This is a genomic window from Actinocatenispora sera, from assembly GCF_018324685.1.
GTDB lineage: Bacteria > Actinomycetota > Actinomycetes > Mycobacteriales > Micromonosporaceae > Actinocatenispora > Actinocatenispora sera.
This window is the reverse complement of the sequence record NZ_AP023354.1, coordinates 600,836-625,950: the sequence shown is the minus strand read 5'-3', so window position 1 is coordinate 625,950 and position 25,115 is coordinate 600,836. Positions and strand designations below refer to the sequence as shown.

General features: G+C 72.3%; 25 protein-coding genes and 2 pseudogenes. 19 read left to right on the top strand and 8 right to left on the bottom strand.

Annotated features, from left to right (window positions below; all coding sequences use genetic code 11):
• Positions 1-57: 57 nt before the first annotated feature.
• Positions 58-420 (bottom strand): hypothetical protein, encoded by a 363-nt coding sequence (locus tag Asera_RS02890; RefSeq protein WP_030446944.1) that lies wholly within the window; start codon positions 418-420, stop codon positions 58-60.
• 7 nt (positions 421-427) lie between these two features.
• Positions 428-787 (bottom strand): hypothetical protein, encoded by a 360-nt coding sequence (locus tag Asera_RS02885; RefSeq protein ID WP_342344410.1) that lies wholly within the window; start codon positions 785-787, stop codon positions 428-430.
• A gap of 363 nt (positions 788-1,150) precedes the next feature.
• On the opposite strand from Asera_RS02885, the gene Asera_RS02880 reads away from it, so the two are divergent.
• From Asera_RS02880 to Asera_RS02850, 7 genes and pseudogenes are all read left to right on the top strand, one after another.
• Positions 1,151-1,693 (top strand): hypothetical protein, encoded by a 543-nt coding sequence (locus Asera_RS02880; RefSeq protein ID WP_157034886.1) that lies wholly within the window; start codon positions 1,151-1,153, stop codon positions 1,691-1,693.
• A gap of 109 nt (positions 1,694-1,802) precedes the next feature.
• Positions 1,803-2,162: a ParB family protein gene (locus Asera_RS02875; protein WP_030446941.1), complete on the top strand. Its 360-nt coding sequence runs from the start codon at positions 1,803-1,805 to the stop codon at positions 2,160-2,162.
• A 134-nt stretch (positions 2,163-2,296) separates the two neighbouring features.
• On the top strand, positions 2,297-3,100 hold the full coding sequence (gene folP, locus Asera_RS02870) for a dihydropteroate synthase (RefSeq protein ID WP_051802391.1): 804 nt from the start codon (positions 2,297-2,299) through the stop codon (positions 3,098-3,100).
• 126 nt (positions 3,101-3,226) lie between these two features.
• Positions 3,227-3,577: pseudogene (folB, locus tag Asera_RS32930) on the top strand (dihydroneopterin aldolase); the annotation flags it as partial.
• A 188-nt stretch (positions 3,578-3,765) separates the two neighbouring features.
• Positions 3,766-4,254 carry a DUF3180 domain-containing protein gene (locus tag Asera_RS02860; RefSeq protein WP_030446938.1) on the top strand — a complete coding sequence of 163 codons (489 nt, stop codon included), beginning with the start codon at positions 3,766-3,768 and terminating at the stop codon, positions 4,252-4,254.
• A gap of 213 nt (positions 4,255-4,467) precedes the next feature.
• Positions 4,468-5,643, top strand: a complete 1,176-nt coding sequence (locus tag Asera_RS02855; protein ID WP_051802390.1) for a hypothetical protein — start codon at positions 4,468-4,470, stop codon at positions 5,641-5,643.
• The gene (locus Asera_RS02850; RefSeq protein ID WP_030446936.1) at positions 5,640-5,942 is read left to right on the top strand and encodes a hypothetical protein; all 303 of its coding nucleotides are present in this window, start codon (positions 5,640-5,642) and stop codon (positions 5,940-5,942) included. The genes Asera_RS02855 and Asera_RS02850 overlap by 4 nt, the downstream gene beginning before the upstream one ends.
• A gap of 87 nt (positions 5,943-6,029) precedes the next feature.
• Here the strand turns inward: Asera_RS02850 and Asera_RS02845 are convergent, their stop codons facing one another.
• Positions 6,030-7,007, bottom strand: a complete 978-nt coding sequence (locus Asera_RS02845) for an ABC transporter ATP-binding protein (protein ID WP_035297118.1) — start codon at positions 7,005-7,007, stop codon at positions 6,030-6,032.
• A gap of 86 nt (positions 7,008-7,093) precedes the next feature.
• Here Asera_RS02845 and Asera_RS02840 point away from each other — a divergent pair, with 86 nt between their 5' ends.
• The 4 genes from Asera_RS02840 to Asera_RS02825 all read left to right on the top strand — a co-directional run bounded on the left by Asera_RS02840 (position 7,094) and on the right by Asera_RS02825 (position 11,127).
• The gene (locus Asera_RS02840) at positions 7,094-7,798 is read left to right on the top strand and encodes an ABC transporter permease (RefSeq protein ID WP_084131759.1); all 705 of its coding nucleotides are present in this window, start codon (positions 7,094-7,096) and stop codon (positions 7,796-7,798) included.
• 76 nt (positions 7,799-7,874) lie between these two features.
• Positions 7,875-8,600: an ABC transporter permease gene (locus tag Asera_RS02835; RefSeq protein WP_030446933.1), complete on the top strand. Its 726-nt coding sequence runs from the start codon at positions 7,875-7,877 to the stop codon at positions 8,598-8,600.
• A 284-nt stretch (positions 8,601-8,884) separates the two neighbouring features.
• A complete protein-coding gene (locus tag Asera_RS02830) occupies positions 8,885-9,937 on the top strand; it encodes a glycine betaine ABC transporter substrate-binding protein (RefSeq protein ID WP_084131758.1) in 1,053 nt (350 codons plus the stop codon).
• 290 nt (positions 9,938-10,227) lie between these two features.
• Positions 10,228-11,127, top strand: coding sequence for a hypothetical protein (locus Asera_RS02825; protein WP_030446931.1), 900 nt, complete (start codon positions 10,228-10,230; stop codon positions 11,125-11,127).
• Between the two features lie 107 nt (positions 11,128-11,234).
• Here Asera_RS02825 and Asera_RS02820 read toward each other — a convergent pair whose 3' ends face one another.
• Positions 11,235-12,401, bottom strand: coding sequence for an NADH-quinone oxidoreductase subunit D (locus Asera_RS02820; protein ID WP_030446930.1), 1,167 nt, complete (start codon positions 12,399-12,401; stop codon positions 11,235-11,237).
• A 240-nt stretch (positions 12,402-12,641) separates the two neighbouring features.
• Here Asera_RS02820 and Asera_RS02815 point away from each other — a divergent pair, with 240 nt between their 5' ends.
• From Asera_RS02815 to Asera_RS02790, 6 genes are all read left to right on the top strand, one after another.
• Positions 12,642-13,562, top strand: coding sequence for a proline dehydrogenase family protein (locus Asera_RS02815; protein ID WP_030446929.1), 921 nt, complete (start codon positions 12,642-12,644; stop codon positions 13,560-13,562).
• Between the two features lie 349 nt (positions 13,563-13,911).
• A complete protein-coding gene (locus Asera_RS02810) occupies positions 13,912-14,760 on the top strand; it encodes a helix-turn-helix domain-containing protein (protein WP_035297045.1) in 849 nt (282 codons plus the stop codon).
• Positions 14,760-14,984 (top strand): DUF397 domain-containing protein, encoded by a 225-nt coding sequence (locus Asera_RS02805; protein ID WP_084131789.1) that lies wholly within the window; start codon positions 14,760-14,762, stop codon positions 14,982-14,984. The genes Asera_RS02810 and Asera_RS02805 overlap by 1 nt, the downstream gene beginning before the upstream one ends.
• A 336-nt stretch (positions 14,985-15,320) precedes the next feature.
• A complete protein-coding gene (locus tag Asera_RS02800; RefSeq protein ID WP_084131757.1) occupies positions 15,321-15,422 on the top strand; it encodes a 30S ribosomal protein bS22 in 102 nt (33 codons plus the stop codon).
• Positions 15,423-15,530: 108 nt separating this feature from the next.
• On the top strand, positions 15,531-16,616 hold the full coding sequence (locus tag Asera_RS02795) for an NAD-dependent epimerase/dehydratase family protein (RefSeq protein ID WP_157034884.1): 1,086 nt from the start codon (positions 15,531-15,533) through the stop codon (positions 16,614-16,616).
• Positions 16,617-16,711: 95 nt separating this feature from the next.
• On the top strand, positions 16,712-17,542 hold the full coding sequence (locus Asera_RS02790; protein ID WP_035297115.1) for a lysophospholipid acyltransferase family protein: 831 nt from the start codon (positions 16,712-16,714) through the stop codon (positions 17,540-17,542).
• Positions 17,543-18,319: 777 nt separating this feature from the next.
• On the opposite strand, the pseudogene Asera_RS32925 reads toward Asera_RS02790, so the two are convergent.
• Positions 18,320-18,532: pseudogene (locus tag Asera_RS32925) on the bottom strand (TetR/AcrR family transcriptional regulator); the annotation flags it as partial.
• 102 nt (positions 18,533-18,634) lie between these two features.
• Between Asera_RS32925 and Asera_RS02780 the strand changes: the two are divergent.
• Positions 18,635-19,879 (top strand): FAD-dependent monooxygenase, encoded by a 1,245-nt coding sequence (locus Asera_RS02780; RefSeq protein WP_030446924.1) that lies wholly within the window; start codon positions 18,635-18,637, stop codon positions 19,877-19,879.
• Here Asera_RS02780 and Asera_RS02775 read toward each other — a convergent pair.
• The 3 genes from Asera_RS02775 to Asera_RS02765 all read right to left on the bottom strand — a co-directional run bounded on the left by Asera_RS02775 (position 19,842) and on the right by Asera_RS02765 (position 23,074).
• Entirely contained in the window at positions 19,842-20,669 is an 828-nt protein-coding gene (locus tag Asera_RS02775) for an HAD family hydrolase (protein ID WP_084131755.1), read from the bottom strand. The two genes, Asera_RS02780 and Asera_RS02775, sit on opposite strands and share 38 nt — an antisense overlap.
• Positions 20,670-20,791: 122 nt before the next feature.
• Positions 20,792-21,970 (bottom strand): DUF5667 domain-containing protein, encoded by a 1,179-nt coding sequence (locus Asera_RS02770; RefSeq protein ID WP_157034881.1) that lies wholly within the window; start codon positions 21,968-21,970, stop codon positions 20,792-20,794.
• A gap of 258 nt (positions 21,971-22,228) precedes the next feature.
• Positions 22,229-23,074, bottom strand: a complete 846-nt coding sequence (locus Asera_RS02765) for an ECF subfamily RNA polymerase sigma factor, BldN family (RefSeq protein ID WP_342344409.1) — start codon at positions 23,072-23,074, stop codon at positions 22,229-22,231.
• A gap of 387 nt (positions 23,075-23,461) precedes the next feature.
• Between Asera_RS02765 and Asera_RS02760 the strand changes: the two genes are divergently transcribed.
• Positions 23,462-25,012, top strand: a complete 1,551-nt coding sequence (locus Asera_RS02760) for an AMP-binding protein (protein WP_244843710.1) — start codon at positions 23,462-23,464, stop codon at positions 25,010-25,012.
• Positions 25,013-25,115 lie beyond the last annotated feature (103 nt).

Sequence of the window (25,115 nt, the reverse complement as noted above, 5' to 3'; positions counted from 1 at the left end):
GTGCGGCCGGCTCGGCGGCGGACTGGCGGGCGCGGTCGGCCCGGGACGGGGTGGTGGTCATGTCAACTCCTGGCGGACGCGGACCCGGCTGGCGACGAGCGACGGCTCAGGCCGTTCGGTGTGCGGTTCGCGGGTGCGGCGCCAGTCGGTGAGCGCGGTGCGCAGCACCTGCCGGGCCGGGCGGTCCGGATCCACGTACCGAAAGACCAGGGAGGTGGCGACCATCGACAGCGCGATCTCCCACGCCGGGAACAGGTCGACGGTCAGGGTGAAGGCGTAGTGGATGAGCATGAACACCGGGACGAGCAGGGCGAACAGCCCGTATTGCGCGTACGGCAGCTGGAACGGCAGGGTGTAGCCGGGCGGGCCGAGGTAGAGCAGGCGTGCCCGGTAGATGTCGTCGTCGGTCCGCAGCCGCATCGGAACCTCACTTGAAGATGAGGTCGACGAGGTAGCCGCCGAGGAACAGCAGGGTGACGGCGCCGCCGATGAACACCAGCCCGACGATCGCGATCACGGAGCTGGTGAGGACTCGGGACACCTCGCCCTTGTTCGCCCGGCCGATGAAGATCAGGCCGAGCACGGCGAGCAGGATCGGTGCGATCTTGGTGGCGAGGAACTCGATGATGCCGCTGGTGTCGACGGTCTTGGGGGCGGCGAGGCCGCCGGAGAGGGCGCCGCCGGCAAGGTGGATCACGTGGGCGTCGGGGGCGGACAGCGGTAGGGCGCCGAGCGCGGCACTGAGCGGGAACGTGCCCAGTCCGGCGCTGATGAGGTCGCTAATCATCGACCCGTCCCCCGTCGCTCTCCGTGTTCGTCACGAGTCTCATTGCTTCCAGCTTCCTCGATATCCCCACTTAGTGGTACTAGGTGATCACGGTGTGTCTCGTAGTAACGCGTAAAGTGTCCCTGACTGTACATTGCACTCAACTATGCGACAAGGCTAGTTGCATGTAACATTAATGCGCTCGTGGTGCGGCGGTGAGGTCGAGGGAGGCGCGGCATGGTCCGGACGCTCGCGACCGGTGCGTTGCTCGTCGTCCTCGGTGTCGTGCTGACCGGCCTGGGCGTGCACCAGCTGGGCGTGGTGCGCGCGGCGCGCAAGTGGCCGTCGGCACCCCGGCCGCGGATCGGTCGCGGCCTCGCCGGGGTGGAGCTCGCGGCCGGGCTGGCGGCCATCGCCGGCGGTGCCGTGGTGCTCGCCACGATGCTGCCGCTCACCGGCTTCGCCGCGGTCGCAGCGTGCGTCGGCGCGGCGGTGATCGTGCTGGTCCTGGGCATGATCATCGCCGCCAAGGTGGCCGATCGGGTCGAACTCAACGCACTCATCCGGTCGCCTTCTCCCCTGTACCGCACGACGGCACCTCGACCGGGCGGGCCTCACCAGACTGCCACCATTCCGCCGGCGAAAACCAGTCCCCCCATGCATGAATCGGACAGGCCGGATCCGGCCGTTCCGGCGGACGTGCAACCGGGCTGGGTGTTGACCGATCCCGCCGGCGGCTGGTACCTCTGCGTGATCACCGCCACAGGCCGCCGGCTGGTCCGGCTGCCCGATTTCCGGCTCGAGCTGGCCGGCGCGACCGGCCGTTTGTCGGTCGCCGGCACGGTCGAGCTGTCGGTGTGGCCCCTCGACGCCGCCGACTCCGGGCCACCGGCGACCACGGAGAGTCCGGCGGCGCCGGCGCGGTGACGGCCGTACCGCCGGAGCGCCCGTCGGGTGGCCGGCCGGTGCCCGCCGGTACCCACCGATCCGGACCTGCCCCGCGGAAGATCGCGGCACGGAAGGGAGCAAGCACAGCGTGGAGATCCCCGGTGCAGCACCCGACCCCGACCGGCTACCCGCCGGGCTGGGCATCGACCCCACCGAGCGCACACCCCGCTCGTTCCACCTCTCGCGCCAGGTGCTCGAGCGCGCCCGCGCCGCCGCGTACTGGCTGAGCAGCACCGGCGGCGCCGGTCCCACCACGATCTCCGAACTGGTGGAGCGGGCCGTCCGGCAGGAGGTCGAACGGCTCGAGGCCGAGCACAACGACGGACAACCGTTCCCCGCCGTGGTCGGCCGGATGCGGACCGGCCCCGGCGCCGCCGGCGCGGAACGCATCCGCCGCGCCCAGCGGGCCCGCCGCCGCGCCGCCGGCGGCTCCGCCGGTACCGGCTGAGCCGCGCGGCCCGGTGCCGCGGCATGAGGTTCCCCACCGGCTCACCGGCCGCCCGGACCGGTAGCGTCGGTGCGGTGAGGGAGCACAGTGGGGGGAAGTTCGCGGTGCACCGAACGAGTGCCGCACCGGTCGTGATGGGCGTGCTCAACGTGACGCCGGACTCGTTCTCCGACGGCGGCCGGTACTCCGATCTCGACGCCGCGGTGGCGCACGGGGTGCAGATGTGGCGCGACGGCGCCGATCTGGTCGACGTCGGCGGCGAGTCGACCCGCCCGGGCGCCGACCGGGTCGACGCCGCCACCGAGCAGGCCCGGGTGGTACCGGTCATCCGGCAGCTCGCCGCCGCCGGCGTGCCGATGAGCATCGACACCACCCGGGCCGAGGTGGCCGCGGCGGCGCTGGCCGCGGGCGTGTCGATGGTCAACGACGTGTCCGGCGGGCTGGCCGATCCGGACATGGTCCGGGTGGTTGCCGACGCCGGCTGCCCGTGGATCCTGATGCACTGGCGCGACCACTCGAAGCGGATGTACCGGCTGGCGAGCTATGACGACGTGGTGGTCGACGTGCGGGACGAACTGGCCGAGCGGGTCGACGCCGCGGTCGCTGGCGGGGTCTCCGCCGAGCGGATCGTGGTCGACCCGGGGCTCGGCTTCGCCAAGACGCCGGCGCACAACTGGCAGCTGCTGGCACACCTCGACACGTTGCGCGGCCTGGGCTTCCCGGTACTGGTCGGGGTGAGCCGCAAGTCGTTCCTCGGCTCGCTGCTGGCCGCGCCGGACGGTACCCCGCGGCCGGTCGACGACCGGGAGGCGGCGAGCCTCGCGGCGAACCTGTTCGCCGTCGACGCCGGCGCCTGGGGCATCCGGGTACACGAGGTGCGGTCCACGGTGGACGCGGTCCGGGCCTGGTGCGCGGCCCGCGCGGGGACGGCGCAGTGAGCGAGCGAGCCGGCGGTACGGCGTTCCGTGCCACAGTGGGTCTCCGGCGGCGGAGGAAGGCCGATGGGGTGAGCAGATCAGGGGTATTGCGTTGCGCCGCAGCGGATTCCGGCGAAGGAGGAGCCGGTGAGTGACCGGATCACGTTGACCGGGCTGCGGGTCCGCGGCCGGCACGGGTTGTACGAGTTCGAGCGGGAGAACGGGCAGGACTTCGTCATCGACGCCGAGCTGGAGCTGGACCTGTCCCGCCCGGCCCGTACCGACGAGGTGACCGACACGGTGCACTACGGCGAGCTGGCCGACCGGCTGGCGGCGATCGTGGCCGGCGAACCGGTACGGCTGATCGAGAAGCTCGCCGACCGGCTGGTCGCCGCGTGTCTTGCGGACGAGCGGGTCGATCGGGTCCGGCTGACCGTGCACAAGCCGCAGGCGCCGATCGCGCACGGATTCACCGACGTGTCGGTCACGCTGGTCCGCGACCGCGTACGGAACGGTGTGACCGCAACCGAAGCGGCCGAAGCGGCCGGGGCGGTCGAAGCGACCGAAGCGACCGAAGCAACCGAAGCAACCGAAGCGGCCGGGGCGGCCGAAGCGACCGGTGCGGGCGCCGCGACCGAAGTGGGCGGTGTGACCGGTGCGGCCGATCCGGCGCGGGAGGAACGTTCATGAGCGAGCCGCCGCAGCCGCGGGTGCGGCCGACCAGCGTGCCGACACTGGTGGTGACCGCGCTGGTCGCCGGGGTGGCCGGCTGGTTGCTGTTCGCCCGGTTCTACGGGTCGTTGCCGCCGTTGCCGCTGCTGCCGGCGATCACCCTCGCGGTCCTCGCGATCGTCGAGGGCATCGCGGCGCTGAGCACCGGTCGGCGGATCGCGCGCAAGCCCGGTACCGAGCCGGTCAACGCGCTCTCCGTGGCACGGTACGTGTTGATCGCCAAGGCGTCGTCGGCCGCCGGTGCGCTGTTCGCCGGGCTGTACGGCGGGGGACTGCTGTGGGTGGTGCAGAACCGGGGCCAGCTCGCGTCGGCCGCCGCCGACGTGCTGCCCGCCGCGTCCGGTGCGGTGGCGTCGCTGGCGCTCGCCGCCGCCGCGTTGTGGCTGGAGCACTCGTGCCGGATCCCGCCCGACCCGGACGAGGAGAAGAAGGCCGAACGGTGACGTCCCGTCAGCGTTGACGGCCCGCCATTCCACCCGCTGTCGACGACCTCGCGAACCACGACGGCCATTCGGCTGCGCCGCGGTAGGAAGACACGCTGGATTTCCCGGTACCGAGGGTGCATGCGCCGTGCCGGCGTGCGACCGTGGAACCGGTAGGCGACGATGTGCGTGAGCGTGTCGCCGACCGGTGGGTGCGCTGCCGAGGGGGCCAACATGTCCGAGGACGATTCGACGGTCCGGTTGCCCGGTCGCCGGTCCGAGCCGAGCCGCTATCCCGACGACGTGCCGGACCAGGGGTTCGGCTACGGCGACTACCCGTCCGACGAGCCCACGTTCGACCCGGGGTACGCGGCGCCGGAGAGCGACCGGACGCTGACCCTGCCCGGGCAGACCCCGCCCGGCGCGCTGCTCACCCCGCCGCCCCCGCCGGCGAACGACCGGCTGCTGGTGCACGTCGTGTGGGAGCTGCTGCTGGTGGTGCTGGTCGCGGCGCTCGCGGTGTTCTGCTGGCGGGTCGAGCCGGCCATGTTCCACAGCGCCGGGCTCCGGCTGATCGCGGTGCAGGCGGCGGCGCTCGGGCTGCTCGCGATGGCGGTCTCGGTGTCGCTGCGGGCCGGTGCGCCGAACCTCGCGGTCGGTGCGTTCGCCGCGGTCGCCGGCCTGCTGTTCGCCCGGGCGTACGAGCACAACCTTCCGGTGGCGCTGATCCCCGGCCTCGGCGTGGCGCTGGTTGCCGGGCTGGCGCTCGGGGTGCTGGTGGCGCTGCTGCACGTGCCCGGTTGGGCGGCCTCGCTCGCCGCGCTGTGCGGCGGGCTCGTGGCGACCACGTTGATCGGCCACGGCGCCGCGGTCACGGTGGCGGACGGCGCGCCCGACCCGCGCCGCTGGGCGTACGTGTGGTTCATCGCGGTGGCCGCGACCTCGGTGCTGGCGGGGGTGTTCGGGCTGGTCCGGCCGCTGCGCCGGGCGATCGGTGCGTTCCGGCCGGTGGCCGACCCGGCGGAGCGGCGCGGCCCCGGCGCGGCGCTGATGGTGGTACTCGCGCTGACCGTGTCCGGCGGTCTGGCGGGACTGTCCGGGGTGCTGTCCGCGGTGCAGGTGCGCACCGCCGTCGGCTCCGGTTCGATCCTGCCGCAGCTGTTGCTGGCGCTCGGCGCGGTCCTGGTCGGCGGCGTCTCCGCGTACGGGCGGCGCGGCGGCGTGTTCGGCAGCATGCTCGGCGTGCTGGCGCTGGTGCTCGCGGTCCAGTTCGGCACGATGCGCGGCTGGCCCGGACCGGCCACCACGTTCGGCGTCGCGGGCGGCGCGATCGTGCTCGGGCTGGTCGTGACGCGGCTGGTGGAGTGGGGCGGCCGGCGCCGCGAGAGCGCCCGTATGCTCGGCGTATGACTGAGGGTACGTCGAGCAACGACCTCGACGAGCTGGACGCACTGTCCACCGAGGAGCTGCGCGAGCGGGCCTTCGCGCTGGCGCACCGCCGGCACGACCGGCACTTCTTCGTCGACCTGGTCCGGCACCTGCCGCACGCGCAGGAGAGCAACGTGCTGGACGACTCCAGCGGTTCGATCGGCGAGGCCGTCGACGAGCTGGTCGGGGTGTGGCGCGAGTTCACCGGCCACGAGTCGTACGGGGATGCCGAGCCGCTGATGCGCGCCCGCTTCATCGACTACGTGACCAAGCACTCCTGACCGTCACCCGCGCCGCACCGTTGTCGATCATGGCGCCGGGCCGCCGCGCGACGCCGGCCGGGCAGCCATGATCGACGCGAGCCGGGGTCAGGCCGGGCGGCCGGGCTGGGTGTCGTGCATCGCCTGGTAGATGTCGTCCGGGGTGAGCACGCCGGCGAGCCGGTCGCCGTCGTCCACCCGCACCCAGCCGGTACCGCCCTCCAGCAGCGCCGCGAGCGCCTCCCGCAGCGTGGCCGTCAGCGGTACCCGGGGCGGCGCGGTGGCGGTGGCGAAGCTGGGCACCTCGTCGGGCGAGCGCAGGGCCGCCGGCGGGATCGAGGTGACGCCGAGCCGCTTGATGCCGCGGTCGGCGCCGACGAACTCGGCCACGAACGACGACGCCGGCCGGCCCAGGATCTCCGCCGGCGGCGCGTACTGCTCCAGCTTGCCGCCCGCGGACAGCACCGCGATGCGGTCGCCGAGCCGGACCGCCTCGTCCACGTCGTGGGTGACGAACACCGTCGTCTTGCGCACCTCGGCCTGCAGCCGCAGGAACTCCTCCTGTAGCCGACCGCGGGCGATCGGGTCGACCGCGCTGAACGGCTCGTCCATCAGCAGCACCACCGGGTCGGCGGCGAGCGCGCGGGCCACCCCGACCCGCTGCCGCTGCCCGCCGGAGAGCTCGTCCGGGTACCGCTTGCCGTACTCGGCCGGGTCGAGGCCGACGAGGTCGAGCAGCTCGTCGACCCGGTCCCGGGTGTCCGGCTTGGACCAGCCGAGCAGGCGCGGCACGGTCGCCACGTTCTGCCGCACCGTCTGGTGCGGGAACAGCCCGACGTCCTGGATCGCGTACCCGATGCGGCGGCGCAGTTCGACCGGGTCGGCGGTGGTGATGTCGTCGTCGTCCAGGAAGATCTGCCCGCCGGTCGGCTCGACCAGCCGGTTGATCATCCGCAGGATGGTCGACTTGCCGCAGCCGGACGGCCCGACGAGCGTGACGAGCTCCCCCGCCGGTACGGCCAGGCTCAGCTCGGCCACCGCGACCGTGCCGTTCGGGTACGCCTTCGTCAACCGGTCCAGCCTGATCTCGGCGGCACGATTCTCGCCGGTGCGGGACGAATCGCCGTGGTTGGGGCGCTCGGCGGCGTGCTCCGCCCGGGTAGCGTCCACTTGTGTCCTCTCTTCAGCAGGTCCCGTTGGCGGCGGTCACCGACGCCGCGGGCAACCCGTGGTTTTCCTGGGACTACGTGCAATCCAACGCCTCGGCGCTGCTCGCCGCGCTGATCCAGCACGTCGAGCTGACCGCGGCGTCGGTGCTGATCGCGGCGGTGCTCGCGATCCCCCTCGGTATCCTCGCGTACCGCGTCAGCTGGCTCACCGGTCCGATCCTTGCACTTTCCAGCGTGCTGTACACGATTCCGTCCCTCGGGCTGTTCGCCGTGCTGGCGCCGTTCCTCGGCCTCTACGCCAGTACGGTGGTGATCGGTCTGGTGCTGTACGCGCTGCTGGTCATCGTGCGAAACACGCTGACCGGGCTCAATCAGGTACCGGTGGAGATCCGGGACGCGGCCCGCGGCATGGGCTACGGCAAGCTGGGCCTGCTCACCCGGATCGAGCTGCCGCTGTCGCTGCCCAGCATCATGACCGGCCTGCGCATCGCGACCGTGTCGACCGTCGCGATGGTGACGGTCGGTTCGGTGGTCGGTGGGTACGGCGGGTTCGGGGAGCTGATCCTGGAAGGCTTCCGGAACAACTTCTACAAGGCGCAGATCATGACGGCGACGATCGCCACGGTCCTGCTGGCCCTGGTCTTCGACCTGGTACTGGCCCTGCTCGGCCGGCTGGCCACCCCCTGGTCGAGGAGGCGGGCGTCGTGAACGAGCGTCAGCGAGCGAATCATGGGCATGGTGCGGGCCGGTGCCTCGTGCGCGTTCCGACGAGGGAGGGGCGCTCGTGAGCAGCATCGTGTCGCAGGCGTGGGTGTGGCTGAACGACCCGCTGAACTGGACGAACTCCGACGGGATCCTCGCGCTGACCTGGCAGCACCTGTGGATCTCGGCAGCGTCGGTGGCGATCGGCTGTGCGATCGCCTGGCCGATCGGCATCTGGCTGGGCCACCACGGCCGCGGCGGCGGCCTGGTCGTCGGCGTGTCGAACCTGACCCGCGCGATTCCGACCCTGGCGTTGCTGTCCATCTTCCCGTTGACGATCCTCGGCTTCGGGCCGTGGTCGGCGGTGGCGGCGCTGGCGGTGTTCGCGATCCCGCCGCTGCTGGCGAACGCGGTACTCGGGCTGCGCGAGGTGGACCCGAGCGCGCGGGACGCCGCGTACGGGATGGGGTTGTCCGGGTGGCAGGTGCTGTTCCGGGTGGAGCTGCCGCTGTCCGTGCCGTACCTGGCCAGTGGGTTCCGCACCGCCGCGGTTCAGGTGGTGGCGACCACCACGCTGGCCGCGCTGGTCGGCGGCCCCGGGCTCGGCGCGATCATCAACGAGGGGTTCGGCCTGGGCATCGCGTCCGGGGGCGGCGAGGTGCTCGCCGGCGGGCTGCTCGTGGTGGTGCTGTGCCTGCTCGTTGAGGGGGTGTTGGTGCTGGTCGAGCGGGCCGTCACACCCCGCCCGCTGCGCCACACCCGTCGCCGTACCCGCCGGCGCGCGTCGAAGCCCGCCCTCGCCCGCTGACGCCCGCCACGGTGATCATGGACGCGGTCGCTCGGAAAACGTTCTCCGTCGAGACCGCGTCGTGATCACCGGCGGTGACGGTGCTGCAGGGGCTCCGGTGGGTAACGATGATGACAACTGTTGCCATTCGAGTTGCGGCACCCGCATCGGCGAGGTTGGGTAGTCCCTGCGCGCGGAAGGCACCGTGTTCCCGGCCGGCCAGGTCCGGGTAGGGGCGCGCCGACCGCTCGTCGGACACGCGGCCGGCCAGGGGGGCCGAGCCGGGACACGGAAGGCGGGCAGTAATGGCAACGCGGCTTTCGCGGTCGCGACTCGCTGCGAGGGGAGCGCGCCGTCGCGGCGTGCCTCCGCGCCGGGTGGCGATCGGGATTCTTGCTGGGCTCTCGGTGGCGGCGTTGGCCGCCGGGTGCGGCCAGGCCGGTTCGTCCGGCACCAAGAAGGAGACCAACGTCAAGGGTGCTGGCTGCGCCCCGGTGGCGGGCAGCCAACTCGTCGTGCTGAAGGACGACAAGCACCTGCAGAACTCCGACAACATCGTTCCGGCGGTGAACGCGAAGGTCGCGTCGCCGGCGCTGATCGCCGACCTGAACAAGGTCTCCGCGGCGCTGGACACGCCGAAGTTGATCCAGTTGAACAAGCAGGCCGATGTCGACCGGGTGCCGCCGCAGAAGGTCGCGGCCGGCTTCGCCAAGACCGCCAACCTCACCGACGGGGTACAGAAGGGCTCCGGCTCGGTGACCATCGGCGCGGCGAACTTCTCGGAGAGCAAGACGCTCGCCTACCTGTACTCCACGGTGCTGGACGCCGGTGGCTTCACCACCTCGGTTCGCACCATCGGCAACCGCGAGCTGTACGAGCCGGCGCTGGAGAAGGGCGAGATCCAGGTCGTGCCGGAGTACGCGGCGACCCTGACCGAGTTCCTGAACCAGAAGGCGAACGGCAAGAACGCGAAGCCGATGGCCTCGCCGGACATCGACACCACGATGAAGGCGCTGACCTCGCTGGGCGCCAAGGACGGGCTCAAGTTCGGCGAGCCGTCCGCGGCGGCCGACGAGAACGCGTTCGGGGTGACGAAGGAGTTCGCGGAGAAGAACAAGGTCTCCACGCTGTCCGAGTTCGCCGCCAAGTGCAACGGCAAGGCGACGATCCTGGGCGGCCCGCCGGAGTGCCCGGACCGGGCGTTCTGCGAGCAGGGCCTGGAGAGCAAGTACGGGATGAAGTTCGGCAAGTTCGTCCAGCTCGACGCGGGCGGTTCGCAGTCGAAGAACGGGCTGAAGACCGGCAAGGTGTCGATCAGCCTGCTGCTCAGCTCGGACGCCGCCCTCGCCGGCAGCTGACCGAGCGTCACGGATCGGGCCGGTGGGGTCAGTCGACCCCGCCGGCCCGTTCGCATCGGAGTCCCCGAACCGGGGTAATTCTCGTCGCAGTCGTGACGGTTGGTCCAGGCCGGGTCACCGGTTGCCGATGATCGGGCCGGGTGGCCGGGCAGTTGTCGATCGTTTTACCGATTGCGCGATGGCCCGGCCTTTCTTCGACCGTGTCGCACTCGGTAGCCTCGGCTCCCATGACAGCCCGTACCGCAGCGTCCGACCGGGGACGTCGACCCCACCGCGGTCGGCTGCCCTCCGTGCTGTTCTGGATCGGTGCGATGCTCGCGCCGCTCGCCGGGATCGCGCTCTGGTTCGCCCGGGACGGCGGTGAGCTGCGCGGCACCGCGGTCCTGGCGATCGCCGGTACGGTGCTGATCGGGCTGTCGGTGGTGCTGCGCCGGGACGCCGACGGGGTCCGGATCGAGCTGCAGGAGAACCTGGCCGCCGAGATCGAGGCGGTGCGCGGCGACCTCGGCTCCGCGATGACCACGGCGCTGCAGCGCACCAAGCACGGTACCCATGCCGAACTCGCCGCCATGCAGGAGCAGCTCGACACGCTGGCCGCGCGGCTGGGCGCCGACCCGGCCCGGGAGCCGGTGGGGGCGAGCGCGGCCCAGGCGCCCGCCGGTGCCCGCCGCCCGGGGATGCCGCCCCGCCGCCGCGACCCGGTGGCGGACAGCATGCAGCCCGGCGCGATCGATCCGGTGCGGGACAGTCTGCGGCCGGGTGCGGTCGATCCGGTGCGGGACAGTCTGCGGCCGGGTGCGGTCGATCCGGTGCGGGACAGTCTGCGGCCGGGTGCGATGGAGCCGGTACGGGACGGTGTGCGTCCCGGCGCGACGGCGCCGGGGCGCAACGCCGCGCGCACCGCGGCCGGCCGGGGCACCCTGCCGCCCGCGCCGGATCCGCTGCGGGACAGCGGGGTGCAGCGGTTCGAACCGTTGCGGGTGGAGCGGCGCAAGCCGCAACCCGAGGCCGCGCCCCCGGCGCCGGTCGTGCGCCGCCGGTCGCCGCGCGCCGTCGACCCGCTCCGAGACAGCGTCGCCCGCCTCGATCCGTGGGCCGAGTTGCGTGGCGAGGATCCGCCGCCGCCCCTGCCTCCGGCACCGGTGTCGCCCCGCGCGGCACGCCGGGCCCGGCACCGCGCCGAGGACTGACCTGCGCGCGAGAACTGACCTGCGACGGGGACCGCCCTGAGCCGAGGACGGACCAGCGCCGAGGGCTGACCGCGACGGGGACCGATCCCGGACGTCGCGCGGCCGCGCTACTTGTCGATGTCGCCGACGACGAAGAACATCGAGCCGAGGATCGCGATCAGGTCCGGTACCAGGCAGCCCGGCAGCAACGTGCACAGTGCCTGGATGTTGGCGTACGAGGCGGTGCGCAGCTTGAGGCGCCACGGCGTCTTCTCCCCGCGCGAGACCAGGTAGTAGCCGTTGATGCCGAGCGGGTTCTCGGTCCAGGCGTACGTGTGGCCCTCCGGCGCCTTGACCACCTTGGGTAGCCGCACGTTCACCGGTCCGGTGGTCCTGTCCACTTCGGACAGGCAGGCGTCGGCAAGGTCGAGCGACACGTGCACCTGCTCCAGCAGGCACTCGAACCGGGAGTGGCAGTCGCCGGCGGTGCGGGTGACCACCGGCACGTCGAGCCGGTCGTAGGCGAGGTACGGCTCGTCCCGGCGCAGGTCGAGGTCGAGCCCGGAGGCGCGGGCCACCGGCCCGGACACCCCGTACGCCGCTGCCGCCTCGGCGCTCAGCACGCCGACCCCGACGGTACGGGCCAGGAAGATCTCGTTGCGCATGATGATGTCGTCGAGGTCCGGCAGCCGCCGCCGTACCGAGGCGATGGCGTCCCGGCAGCGCCGGGTCCAGCCCGCCGGCACCTCCTCCTTCAGCCCGCCGACCCGGTTGAACATGAAGTGCATCCGGCCGCCGGCGACCTCCTCCATGACGGCCTGCAGCGTCTCGCGTTCCCGGAACGCGTAGAACATCGGCGTGATCGCCCCGATCTCCAGCGGGTACGAGCCGAGGAACATCAGGTGGTTGAGCACCCGGTTCAGCTCGGCGAGCAGGGTGCGCAGCCACACCGCCCGGTCCGGTACCGCGATGCCCATCAGCCGCTCGACCGCGAGCACCACACCCAGCTCGTTGCTGAACGCGCTCAGCCAGTCGTGCCGGTTCGCCAGCATGATGATCTGCCGGTAGTCGCGCACCTCGAACAGCTTCTCGGCGCCGCGGTGCATGTACCCGATGATCGGTTCGGCGGCCTTCACCCGCTCGCCGTCGAGCGTCAGCCGCAGCCGCAGCACGCCGTGCGTGGACGGGTGCTGCGGGCCGATGTTGAGCACCATGTCGGCGGTGGCGAGGTCCGGATCGGCCAGCTGCTCGGCGCCGGACCCCAGGCCGACGACCAGCTCCCGGGGCGTGTCCATCCCTGCATCCTCCCACCGGTACCGGCCCCGGCCGGGCGCCGCCGTACCGCGGTGTCCGGTTCGGCCGCCACGCGTGGGCGGGCCGTCGCGCAGCCACCGCTGCGGCCGACGATTTGACGGTGGCGCGGGAGCTGTGTGAAAGATCGACGGAATCGGACGAGGCAGCCCTTCGAAACATGTTGACGTTCTGTGATGGGTCTCCCTGTCGAGCGGACCGGCGGCAGGGTTAAAGTCGGGGCCATGCTCCGATCGGTGATCCTCGCCGCCGCCCGCAGTGACCGGGTCGAGCGGCTTGTCGGGACCGCCCCGGTCAGCCGGGACGTGGTCCGTCGTTACGTCGCGGGCGCCGCGCTCGACGACGCCCTCAAGACCTCGCGCGAGCTGGTCTCCTCCGGCCTCGCGGTCAGCCTCGACTACCTGGGCGAGGACACCACCAGCCCGGAGCAGGCGGCGACCACGAAGCAGGCGTACCTCGACCTGCTCGGTGCGCTGTCCGCCGAGGGGCTGTGCCCGCCGGTGGAGGTCAGCATCAAGCTGTCCGCGCTGGGGCAGCTGTTCGACGAGAAGCTCGCCTACCGGTACGCGCGGGAGATCTGCCAGGCGGCGACGAACGCCGGCACCACCGTGACGGTGGACATGGAGGACCACACCACCACCGACTCGACCCTCGAACTGCTGATGCAGCTGCGCAAGGACTTCCCGGACACCGGTGCGGTGCTCCAGGCGTACCTGCGACGCACCGAGGCGGACTGCCGCGAGCTGGCCGGTGCGGGTTCCCGGGTCCGGCTGTGCAAGGGGGCGTACGACGAGCCCGAGTCGGTGGCGTTCCAGGCCAAGCTCGACGTCGATCGGTCGTACGTGCGGTGCCTGAACATCCTGATGGCGGGCGAGGGCCGGCCGATGGTCGCCACCCACGACCCGCGGATGGTGGCGATCGCGGAGGACCGGGCGAAGTGGTTCGACCGCTCGCCCGACTCGTTCGAGTTCCAGATGCTGTACGGCATCCGGCCGGACGAGCAGCGCCGGCTCATCGCCGACGGGTACACGATGCGTGTCTACCTGCCGTACGGCGTGCAGTGGTACGGGTATCTGATGCGACGTCTTGCCGAGCGCCCGGCCAACCTGGCGTTCTTCCTGCGTTCGCTCGGCAGCCGCGGCTGAGCGAGCGAGACGGCCACGGGGCGTCCGGCATCGGCCGGGCGCCCCGTCGTCGTCTCCGCCCCCGTACTGAGCTGGCGCTTTGTTATTGATCAAGCAGACCTGACCGCATCCGCCACCTCCCGCGGTCCGCTTCGTTAGGCCGGTGGAAGGTCGGCGAAACCTCGCATCCGAGAGGTAACAGCGCAACGGTGCCGTTCGCCGGAGATGTCCTCCGCCGGTGTCGACGAATTTCTGTGCTTCCGGTCTGGGCAGGATCGGTGAGTAGGTGCAAGATCGGCGGGGGGTTAGCTGCGCCGGTCTGGGTGGAGCCGGATCCCACTCCCGATCGGCGTGCCGAGGAGGTAAGGCGATGACCCTCAGACGACGCAGCCCGACCGCACGGCGCCGGCGGCTTGCCATGGAGCTGCGCCGGCTGCGGGAGGAGGCCGGGCTGACCATCGACCAGGTCGCCGGCCGGATGGAGTGTTCCGCGTCCAAGATCTCCCGGACCGAGAACGCCCAGGTCTCGCCGACGGCCCGGGACGTCCGCTTCATGCTGCACATCTACGGTCTGGACGAGCAGAAGTGCGAGGAACTCGTCCAGATCGCCCGGGAGGCGCGGCAGAAGGCCTGGTGGCATCCGTACAGCGACGTCGCGCTCGGCCCGTACATCGGGCTGGAGGCCGCCGCGGAGACCATTTTCACCTACGAGGCGCTGTTGATTCCGGGCCTGCTCCAGACCCGGGAGTACGCCCGCGCCGCGACCCGGGCGGCCCGACCGGACCTCACCCCCGAGGAGATCGAGCGCAGGGTGGACCTGCGGCTCGCTCGACAGAAGCTGCTTACGGAGGGTGATCCCCCGGAGCTCTGGCTGGTGCTCGACGAGGCGGTCCTGCACCGCTGGGTCGGTGGCCGCGAGGTGATGCGCGAGCAGCTGCACCACCTGGCCGCCGTGGCCGAGCGCACCAACGTGACGATGCAGGTGGTGCCCTTCGATTCCGGCGAACATGCGGGGATGGACGGTGCCTTTGTCATCCTCGGTTTCCCGGATCCCGAGGATCCGGATGTGGTTTATCTCGACAATGCAACTGGTGGCCTCTATCTGGAAACTGACCAGGAGGTTCGTCGTTATAACCTGATGTTTGACCATCTACGCGCGGCGGCGCTCAAGCCGGACAATGCATTGGAGCGGCTCGTCGCGCTGACGAAGGAGTTGTGATGCACTACCAAGGCACCGCGTACCCTACCGAGCTGGCCTTCGCGGCCTGGCGCAAGAGCACCCGCAGCGGGGGCGGAAACAACTGCGTCGAAGTCGCGTTCGTCCCGTCGGGTGTGGGTGTGCGCGATTCCAAGAATCGACTGGGTACGGCATTCGTATTTGACAGGGCGGCCTGGGGCGAGTTCCTCGAAGGAATTCGCGGTGGCCGTTTCGACCTGAGCTGAAAATCTTCCTCGACAGGTCGAAAAAACCGGGTGGCGATCCGTCCACGGCAGCCGCCACCCGGTTTCAGCCGCGCCACTTACCACGCGCCACCGATGCGGCGCGCCGCGGCGGACCGAGGCCCGGAAGCTACCGCGTACCGCCGCCGGCGAGGTGCGGCGGCACCGGCGCGGCGATCGCTCAGCGTGACGAGCGCCGCTGAGATGGTGTGACGCCCGTCGGTGCACCTCCGCCCGCTGCGCCGACCACCCGCTCACCCGGATAAGGTTTGGTGTTCACTACCTGCGCCAGGCCGCCGCATCGTCGGCCGGCGACAATCGCAAGCAAGGGGATGACGTATGGGCTCCGTCGTCAAGAAGCGGCGCAAGCGGATGGCGAAGAAGAAGCACCGCAAGCTGCTGCGTAAGACCCGCATCCAGCGGCGCCGTCAGGGCAAGTAGGCCCGGGTCGGCCGCTGCCGACCGCATCGCCGGTGCCGTGGGACGGGTCGTGACGACGTCGTCCACCGGCAGGATTCGCGTCAGCCACTGATGGTGCTGGGGGCGCGCATGCACGCAGTCGCACCACGGGTCGTGCTCGTCACGGGCGTCAGCAGGTACTTCGCGGCCCAGGTCGCGGCTCGCCTCGCCGCCGACCCCCGGATCGACCGGGTTGTCGGCGTGGACGAGACCGAGCCGACCGGGGTGGCCGCGAGCCTGCTGACCGCGGTCGACTACCGCCGCGCCGACATCAGCAGTCCGGGCATCGCCCGGCTGGTGACCGACGCCGCGGTGGACACCGTGCTACACCTCGCGGTGGTCGCCGGCCCGACCGGGGCCGGCGGCCGCGACGCGATGAAGGAGCTCAACGTCATCGGTACGTTGCAGCTGCTCGCGGCGTGCCAGCACGCGCCGACGGTGCGCCGGCTGGTCGTCCGCTCGTCCACCGCCGCGTACGGTGCGTCCCCGCGGGACCCGGCGATCTTCACCGAGCAGACCGCGCTGCGCGCCATGCCGCGCGGCGGCTACGCCAAGGACGTCGTCGAGATCGAGGGGTACGTGCGCGGGTTCCGGCGCCGTCGCCCCGACACGGCGGTGACCGTGCTGCGGTTCGCCCCGTTCGTCGGCTCGCGCGCCGACACCACCCTCACCCGGTACTTCTCGCTGCCGGTCGTGCCGACCGTGCTCGGCCACGACCCGCGGATCCAGTTCGTCCACGCCGACGACGCCGTCGAGGTGACCTGCCGGGCCGCGTGCGAGGACCATCCCGGTGACTTCAACGTGGCCGGGCCGGGCGTGCTGCTGCTGTCCCAGGCGGTCCGCCGGGCCGGCCGGGTGCCGTGGCCGATGCCGGACCCGGCGATGACCACGGTGGCGCAGCTGGCGCGCCGGTCCGGGCTGGTGGACTTCTCGCTCGACCAGCTCGACTTCCTGGTGCACGGTCGGGTGGTGGACGTGCGGCGGCTGATCGACGACTTCGACTACTCGCCGCGCAGCACGCCGGAGGCGTTCGACGACTTCATCGCCGGGCACGGGATGGGCGCGCCGGTCCACGCCGGCGGCCTGGACGAGGCCGAGCGGCTGCTCCGCGCCGGCGGCCGCGCAGTACTGTCCGGGCTGCGCTCGATGCTGGAAGCGAAGGGAAACCGGCGGTGACCGCCGACGAGCCGGCCGCGGCTGACGACCGTACCGCCGCTGAGGCTTCGGCCGCGGCCGGTGGCACGTCCCCGGAGGGTGCGGCCGAGGCGGACGTGTGGGAGCGGCGGATCGCGGACGGGCTGGCGTTCCTGCGCCGGCGGGTCACCGGCGACTACCCGGTCGACGACTTCGGCTTCGATCCGGAGCTGACCGAGCAGCTGCTCGCCCGGGTGCTGCGGCCGCTGTACCGCTCGTGGTTCCGGGTGGAGGTGTCCGGCCTCGACCACGTGCCGGCCGACGGCGCGGCGCTGCTGGTCGCCAACCACTCCGGCACCATCGCGATGGACAGCCTGATGCTGCAGCTGGCGCTGCTGGACGAGCATCCGGCGCACCGGCACCTGCGACTGCTCGGCGCCGACTTCATCTTCCGTACCCCGATGCTCGGCGAGTTCGCCCGCAAGTCCGGCGCGACGCTCGCGTGCAACCCGGACGCGGAGCGGCTGCTGTCCGACGGCGAGATCGTCGGGGTGTTCCCGGAGGGCTTCAAGGGCATCGGCAAGCGCTTCACCGACCGGTACAAGCTGCAGCGGTTCGGCCGCGGCGGGTTCGTGGCCGCCGCGCTGCGCGCGAAGGTACCGATCGTGCCGGTGTCGATCGTCGGGGCCGAGGAGATCTACCCGCTGATCGGTGACATCAAGCCACTGGCCCGGCTGCTCGGCATCCCTTACTTCCCGGTCACGCCGTTCTTCCCGTGGCTGGGGCCGCTGGGTGCGGTGCCGCTGCCGAGCAAGTGGCTGATCGAGTGCGGCGAGCCGATCGACACCGCGGCACTGGACGCCGACCCGGACGACCCGGCCGCCGTGTTCGGCCTGGCCGACCAGGTACGGGAGACGATCCAGCAGACGCTGCACCGGCTGCTGCTCCGCCGCGGCAGCACCTTCTGAGCTCGCCCGCCGGCCGGTGACACCCGGCCGGTCGGGCCGCGCCGCCCCGGCCGCCCCGCCGGTCGGGCCGCGTCAGCCCCGGCCCACCCAGCCTGTCGGGCCGGTCCGCTTCGGGGCACCCCGCCCGTCGGTCTGGCGTCAGCCGGGGGTGAGGCCGGCCGCGACGGTACGGATCGCGTCGCGCAGGTCCGGCGCGGACGGCGCATCGGCCGGATCGACCAGCCACAGCCCGACCACCCCGACGAGCAGCGCCTGGTAGAACGCGCCGACCCGCAGCGCGGCGGCCTCGTCGGTGGTCTCGGTGCCGAAGATCGCGGCGAGTTCGAGTCGGGCCCGCCGGGTCGCCTCGGCGTAGCTGTGCCGCAGCTCCGGGGTGCGCTCCAGGTGTGCGATCAGCTCGAACTGCACCGCCCACAGCGGCCGGCTGTCGGCCAGCGAGGCGAGCACCCCGGCCCAGGCCCGCTCGAACCGCCCGCCCGCTCCACCGCCCCTGCCCGCCCCACCGCCCGTGCCCGCCTCACCGTCCGTGCCCGCCCCACCGTCCGTGCCCGCCTCACCGTCCGTGCCCGCCTCACCGTCCGTGCCCGCCCCACCGTCCGTGCCCGCCCCACCGTCCGTGCCGGCTCCAGCGTCCGCGCTGGTGCCGCCGTCCGCGCTGGCGTCGCCGGGCGCGCCGTCAGCGCCCGTGCCGCGGGCTTCGCCGTCCGCGCTGGCGCCGCCGGTCCCTGCGCCCGCGTTGAGGTCGTCGGCCTCACCGGTACCGCGGGTCGCGCCGACGTCGGCGAGCGAGGCCGCGAGCCGGTCGCCCCACTCCTCGATCGCGCGTTGCAGCGCGGCGTCGAGCAGCGCCTCCTTCGAGCCGTAGTGGTACCCGATCGCGGCGAGGCTGACGCCGGCCGCGGTGGCGATGTCGCGGGCGGTCGTCCGCGCGTAGCCCTTCTCGTACAGGCACTGTGTGGCGCCGTCGAGCAGCGCCTCCCGGTTTCCCATGCGCACAGCCTAGCAACTGTGTCAGACAAATGTCTTGCACATGTGTCTGACACGGTTGTATGGTCTCCGCATCGAACACTTCGACGTGCCAAGGAGCCCCCGATGACCGAGCGCAGCGTTCTCGTCTCCGGAGCCGGCGTCGCCGGCCTGACCCTCGCGTACTGGCTGCGTCGCCACGGCTGGGCGACCACCGTGGTGGAGCGGGCCGCGGCGCCCCGGACCGGCGGGTACAAGATCGACATCCGCGGTGCGGCGCTCGACGTCGTCGACCGGATGGGCCTGCTTCCGCAGCTGAAGGAGCTGACCACCGACGTGCGGGCGGGCGCCATCGTCGACGGGTGCGGCCGTCGGGTGGCGAGCATGGGCGGCGACACGTTCGGCGGCCGGCAGGGCCCGGACACCGAGATCCGGCGCGGTGACCTGCTCCGCGTGCTCACCGACGCGCTCGACGTCGACTGCCGGTACGGCGAAGCCATCGCCACGCTGACCCAGGACGACGAGGGTGTCGACGTGACGTTCTCCAGCGGCCGCACCGGGCGCTACGACGTGGTCGTCGGCGCGGACGGCCTGCACTCGGCGACCCGCCGGCTCGCCTTCGGCCCGGAGGAGCGCTACGTGCGGCCGATGGGTTATCAGATCTGCGTCTACCGGGTGCCGGACACCCTCGGGCTCGACCGGGAGGAGCTGACCTACGTCGCGCCGGGCCGCACCGCGCTCGCCTACCGCACCGCGCAGGACTCCGGCGCCACCGCGATGTTCCTGTTCGAGGGCGGCTCGACCGGCCGGCCGTCCGTCGAGGAGCAGCGCCGACTGCTCGCCGAGACGTACGCGGACGACGGGTGGCAGGTGCCGGCGCTGCTCGCCGCCGCGGCGGACGCGCCGGATTTCTACTTCGACACGATGGCGCAGGTGCACGCCGACCGCTGGTCGGCCGGCCGGGTAGCGCTGGTCGGCGACGCCGGCTACGCCGCGTCGCCCGCGTCCGGCCAGGGCACCAGCGTCGCGCTGGTCGGCGGGTACGTGCTCGCACAGGAGCTCGCCGCCGCCGCCGACCACCGTGCCGCCTTCGACCGGTACGAGCGGCGGATGCGGCCGTTCGTCGAGGCCAACCAGAAGCTGGGGCCGGCGAACGTGCGCCGCATGGTGCTGCACTCCGACCGCCAGGTACGGATGTCGATGCGGATGCTCGGCCTGCTCGGCCGGCTACCCGGGCACGACCGGCTGTTCGCCGCGGCGGTCGCGTCGATCCACCGCGCCGCCACCGCCATCACCCTGGACGGCGACGCGACAGCTGCCGCCGGGGCGCGGGTCAGCGGCGGCGACGGTGGTACGCGTAGCCGGCGCTGATGGCGAGCGCCGCGACCATCGGCAGCGCGTACCGGACGGCACGGCGGCCGGTACGGAAGTCGTGCACCTCCCAGCCGCGCTCGCGGGCCAGCCGGCGCAGCGACGAGTCGGGATTGATCGCGACCGCGCCGCCGGCCGCGGTGAGCATCGGCAGGTCGTTGATCGAGTCGCTGTAGGCGACGCAGCGGTCCAGGTCGAGGCCTTCCCGCTCGGCCAGTGCCCGGATGGCCTCGGCCTTCGCGGCGCCGTGCAGGATCTCGCCGACCAGCCGGCCGGTGTACACGCCGTCGCGGGTCTCGGCCACGGTGCCGAGCGCGCCGGAGAGCCCGAGCCGGCGGGCGAGCAGCCGGGCCAGCTCCACCGGTGCCGCGGTGACCAGGTAGACCTTCTGCCCGGCGTCCAGGTGCAGCTGGGCGAACGCCCTGGTACCGGACCAGATTCGCACCGCGAGCAGCTCGTCGTAGATCTGCTCGCCGTGGGTCACGATCTCGTCGACCCGGCGGCCGGCCACGAACGCCAGGGCGCTGTCCCGGGCGCTCGCGATGTCGTCGGTGTCCTCGTTGCTGGTGGCCCGGAACTTGAGCTGCTTCCAGGCGAAGCCGAGCATGTCGCGGGCGGTGAAGTAGTCGTGTGCGGCAAGGCCGCGGGCGAACCAGAAGATCGATGCGCCGCGCAGCAGCGTGTTGTCCACGTCGAAGAACGCCGCCGCGGTCGGATCCGGCGTACCGGCGTGCGACGCCGGTGGCTCGGCGAGCGTCGCCACCGCACCCGGATCGGCCGGCTCGGCCATCGATGCGTGCGCCGCGCTGGCCGCACCGGCGACCCTCGCACGCGCGGACAGCCGTTGCCGACGACGTCCTAGCCGGGCAAACACGTCCACCCGCCGAGCGTATCGGCCGCGACCGCTCCCGGTCAGAGCAGACCGCCGAGGATCTTGCCAATCGTCCCGAGAAGGCCGCCATTGCCCGAATCGCTGGTCGAGGGGCTCGGCGCCGGTGAACCGCTCTCGCTCGAGGACGGCCCGCTCGATCCGGACGGTGTGCCGGAGGTGCGTGGCGTCGCGGAGGCGCTGGTCTTCCCGCTCGGACTCGCGCCGGTCGGCGCCTGGCCGGGGCCTCGGCCGGACCCCTTCCCGGTACCGGACGGGCCGGGCTTCGCGCCGGGCAGCGACGCGCAGCTCTGCGGTACCGGGCCGAGCGCGTCCTGCTTGACCGACTTGCCGGTGGTGCACAGCAGCAGGCGGCGCAGCTCGCCGGACCGCTGCTTGACCTGGTCGATCAGGTCGAGCGACTGCTGCGCCCGGTGGTGCGACGGGCCGGTCAGCCGGCCGGCGAGCCGGGCCACCACGGGACGCTGGGCGGTGGTGAACGAGTCGACCTGGTCGAGCGCGGTCGCGCTGCGATCGTGTACCGCGGTGGAGTCCAGCAGCGAGACGCCCTGCCGGGTCTCCCGGTCCATGTCGCCGAGCACCCGGGACAGCTGCGCCGGGTCGTCGCTGACCGAGCCGGCCTCGCCCGACCGGGTCCGGGCGAACTGCAGGTAGAGCTGGCCCGAGTTGCTGTCCGAGCCGGCCAGCGCGATCTGGGCCCGCTCGGTGGACCGCTTCACGTTGTACAGCGCGTCGCCCGGCACCGCGGACGTGCTCGCCGCGGCGACGCCGGAGACGCCGAGCGCGCCGGCGACCACCCCGCCGATGACGATCAGCCGTACCTTCGGCCGCCGGTTCGGTGGCACGGCGTGCCGGGTGGGCCGGGGGGTGCCGTGCGTGCGCACGCTGATGTCGGTGTCCGGCTCGGCGTCGGCGCGGGCCGCCCCGATGCCGTGGATCGCCGCGTCGGCGAGCAATCGGCGACGGATGTCCGCCTTGGCATCCGGATCCATCCGGTGGCTGCGTTCGAACGTACTGGCCTGCGCGGAAACTTCCCGGCCCACCCGCACCAGAAGTGCGAGTGTGTCGTCCACGTCGCGAGTATGGTGAGCAGCACGGGCCTGGTGGTGTCCGGTCTGTTGTTCGGCGTTGTCGTGGTCGGGCAGGTCGTCCGCCACGAGTCGCGCGAAGCGTTCGGTCCGCCGGCGCAGGAACAGTTTCATCGCCGCGCGCACCTCCTTCCGTCTCGCGGCACGCCGAGCCTCCGGCGACGCCGGTCGGCCAGGCAGCCTTGGGTGCGTTGTCGCACACCGTCGACCCCGTCTGGACCAACGCGTACTGCCGGGACCGGGTTACGCCCGGCCATCCTGACATGCCTCGAGTCAGGTAAGAAGCCCCGTCCCGGTGTCAACAGCCGCAACCGCCACCGTCCCCGGTCATAGCGGACGGTGGCGACATCGCGACACTCGGGCACTGGGTGTTCAGGGTGTGAAGCCTTCCGGGAGGAGCCGGGCCAGCGATCGCACCGCTCGGTACTGCAGGGCCTTGATCGCGCCCTCGTTCTTGCCCATCGTCTGGGCGGTTTCGGCCACCGAGAACCCCTGCAGGAACCGCAGCACGATGCATTCCTGCTGTTCCGGGTTGAGTCGCTTGACCGCTTCCAGCAGTGTCTGGTTGGTGAGCTTGTCGACGACCGCCGCTTCCGGGCTGCCCTCCGGGCCCCGCTCCGGGCTGTCCGCGTCGAGCACCTCGGCGGTGGACACCTCCAGCCGGTACCGGCCGGACTTGAAGTGGTCGGCGACCAGGTTGCGGGCGATGGTGACGAGCCAGGCGCCGAGGTCGCGGCCCTGCCAGGTGAAGCTGCCGATGCGGCGCAGCGCCCGCAGGAACGTCTCGGAGGTGAGGTCCTCGGCGAGTTGCCGGGTGCTCACCCGGAAGTAGATGAACCGGAACACGGTGTCCACGTACCGGTCGTAGATGAGGCCGAACGCTTCGGTGTCGCCGGCCTGGGCGCGCTGGACCAGCCGCCAGACGTCGGTGGCCGACTCGGGCACCTGGTCCGGCCGGGTGGGCTCCGGCGCCGGTGTCGGGGTGGCCGGTTCGACCCGGGTGATGGACTGCGTCGGCGTGTCGTCGCCGCTGTGTTGCCGGGTGTGTGGCCGCGGTTGCGGCTTGGTCCTGGTGGCGGCGCGTAGCGCCTGACCGGCGCGGGCCGCGAGGGAACTGCCCTTGGTCTCGGCCCGGTCCGTGACGAGGGTGCGTAAGGCGTTCAGTCTGCCGACGGGGTCCGCGCCGTCGAACGGCGCGGACACGCTGGCCGCGCTCACCGGTGCCACCCTTCATGGCGACGCGCACCGTATCGATGCGCGCGGCCAGGCGTTATGGGGTAACAGAGCGGTGCTTCGACGGGCACTTGCGGCCTCCTCGGGCGAGGGGTGTCGGTTCCCAAGGCTCAGTGTTGGGCGGCCAAGTGATGATAAGGCCGGACATCACACTGATGTGTGTACTCGACTACTACGAGCAACAGTGTGTCGGGGTCCCTACCGCCAGTGACGGACATCCTGTCCGTCTGTGCGGAGCGAATTTTGTCGTGAGCAAGTTTCACTTCGCACCTTGTCGGCTGAGCGTGCCGAACACTGTCCTGCCGCACCCGGAAACGATACTCGGCATCGTGCGTCGGGGTGTGTCCCACCGCAACGGGTATGCCAGACTCGGTGGCCGTGTCGCAGGACATCCGGAACATCGCCGATCTCGTACCGCGGGCCGCTCAGGCACGGCCCGACCACGTCGCGCTGCGGCTGGGTGACACCGCGCTGACCTGGGCGGCGCTGGCCGACCGGGTCGACGCCGTAGCCAGCGGGCTGCTGGCCCGCGCGCTCACCCCCGGCGACCGCCTCGTCATCGCCCTGCCGAACGGCATCGACTGGGTCGTCGGCTACTTCGCCGCGATGCGTGCCGACCTGGTGCCCGTCCCCGTCAACCCCGGCTACACCGAACCCGAGCTCGCCCGGCTGCTGGGCGACTGCGGCGCCCGGATCCTGCTCGGTACCCCGGCCGTGCACGACGCCACCGCCGGCGTCGAGGTGCCGCACCGGTTCGTCGCCGGCGGCGCGCACCGCCTGGCCCGGCCGTACGAGGAACTGGCCGAGTCCGGCGGCGCGGGCGTCGCGCCGAGCCGCGGCGGCGAGGACCTGGCGGTGCTGCTGTACACCTCGGGGACGTCCGGCCGCCCGCGGGCGGCGATGCTCAGCCACCGCGCGCTGCTCGCGAACGGCGCGCAGATGGGGCGGCTCGACCCGGCTCCGGTCGGCGTGGACGACGTGGTGCTGCTGGCGCTCCCGCTGTTCCACGCGTTCGGACTCGGGCCGGGGCTGCACGAGGTCGCCCGGTACGGCGCGACCGGTGTGCTGGTGCCGCGGTTCGACGCCGAGGCCACGCTGGCCGAGATCCAGCGGTACGGCGTGACGACGGTGCTCGGGGTGCCGGCGATGTTCGCGAGCTGGGTCGCGCACGGCGACCTGGCCGCGCCGCTGCGGTCGGTCCGGCTCGCCGTGTCCGGCGCCGCGCCGCTGCCGCCGGCCCCGCGCACGGCGTTGCAGGACAACGGCATCACCCTGCACGAGGGGTACGGGCTGACCGAGGCGGCGCCGGTGGTCACCAGCAGCCTGGCCGCGCCCGCCGCGAAGCCCGGCTCGGTCGGCCGGCCGCTGCCCGGCATCGAGCTGCGGCTGGTCGGCGCGGACGGCGAGCCGCTGACCGAGGCCGAGTCGGAGGCGGACGAGAACGCCAGCCCCGGTACCGATCCGGGCGAGGTCGTGGTGCGCGGCGACAACCTGTTCTCCGGGTACTGGCCGAACGGCGCCGACGGGCCCGACCCGGACGGCTGGTGGCACACCGGCGACATCGGCTACCTGGACGCCGACGGCGACCTGTTCCTGATCGACCGGGTCGACGAGCTGATCGTGGTGTCCGGCTTCAACGTGTACCCGCGCGAGGTGGAGGCGGTGCTCGCCGCGCACCCGGCGGTACGGGAGGCCGCGGTGATCGGCGTGCCGCACCCGATGACCGGCCACGCGGTGCGCGGGTACGTGGTGCCCGAGCCCGGCGTGGCGGCCACCGAGGAGGAGCTCATCGCGTACTGCCATCGCAGCCTGGCGCACTTCAAGTGTCCGGTCGCGGTGGACATCGTCGCGCGGCTGCCGCACTCGGCCACCGGCAAGGTACGCAAGGCGGACCTGCCGCACGGTGCGACCCCGACGGCGTGATTCCGAGGCGCGCGGCTTCCCGGTTGTGGCCCCGCGCGCGTGACCCCGAGGGTGTGACCCCGAGGGTGTGACCCCGTGGGCGTGACCCCGTGGGCGTGACCCG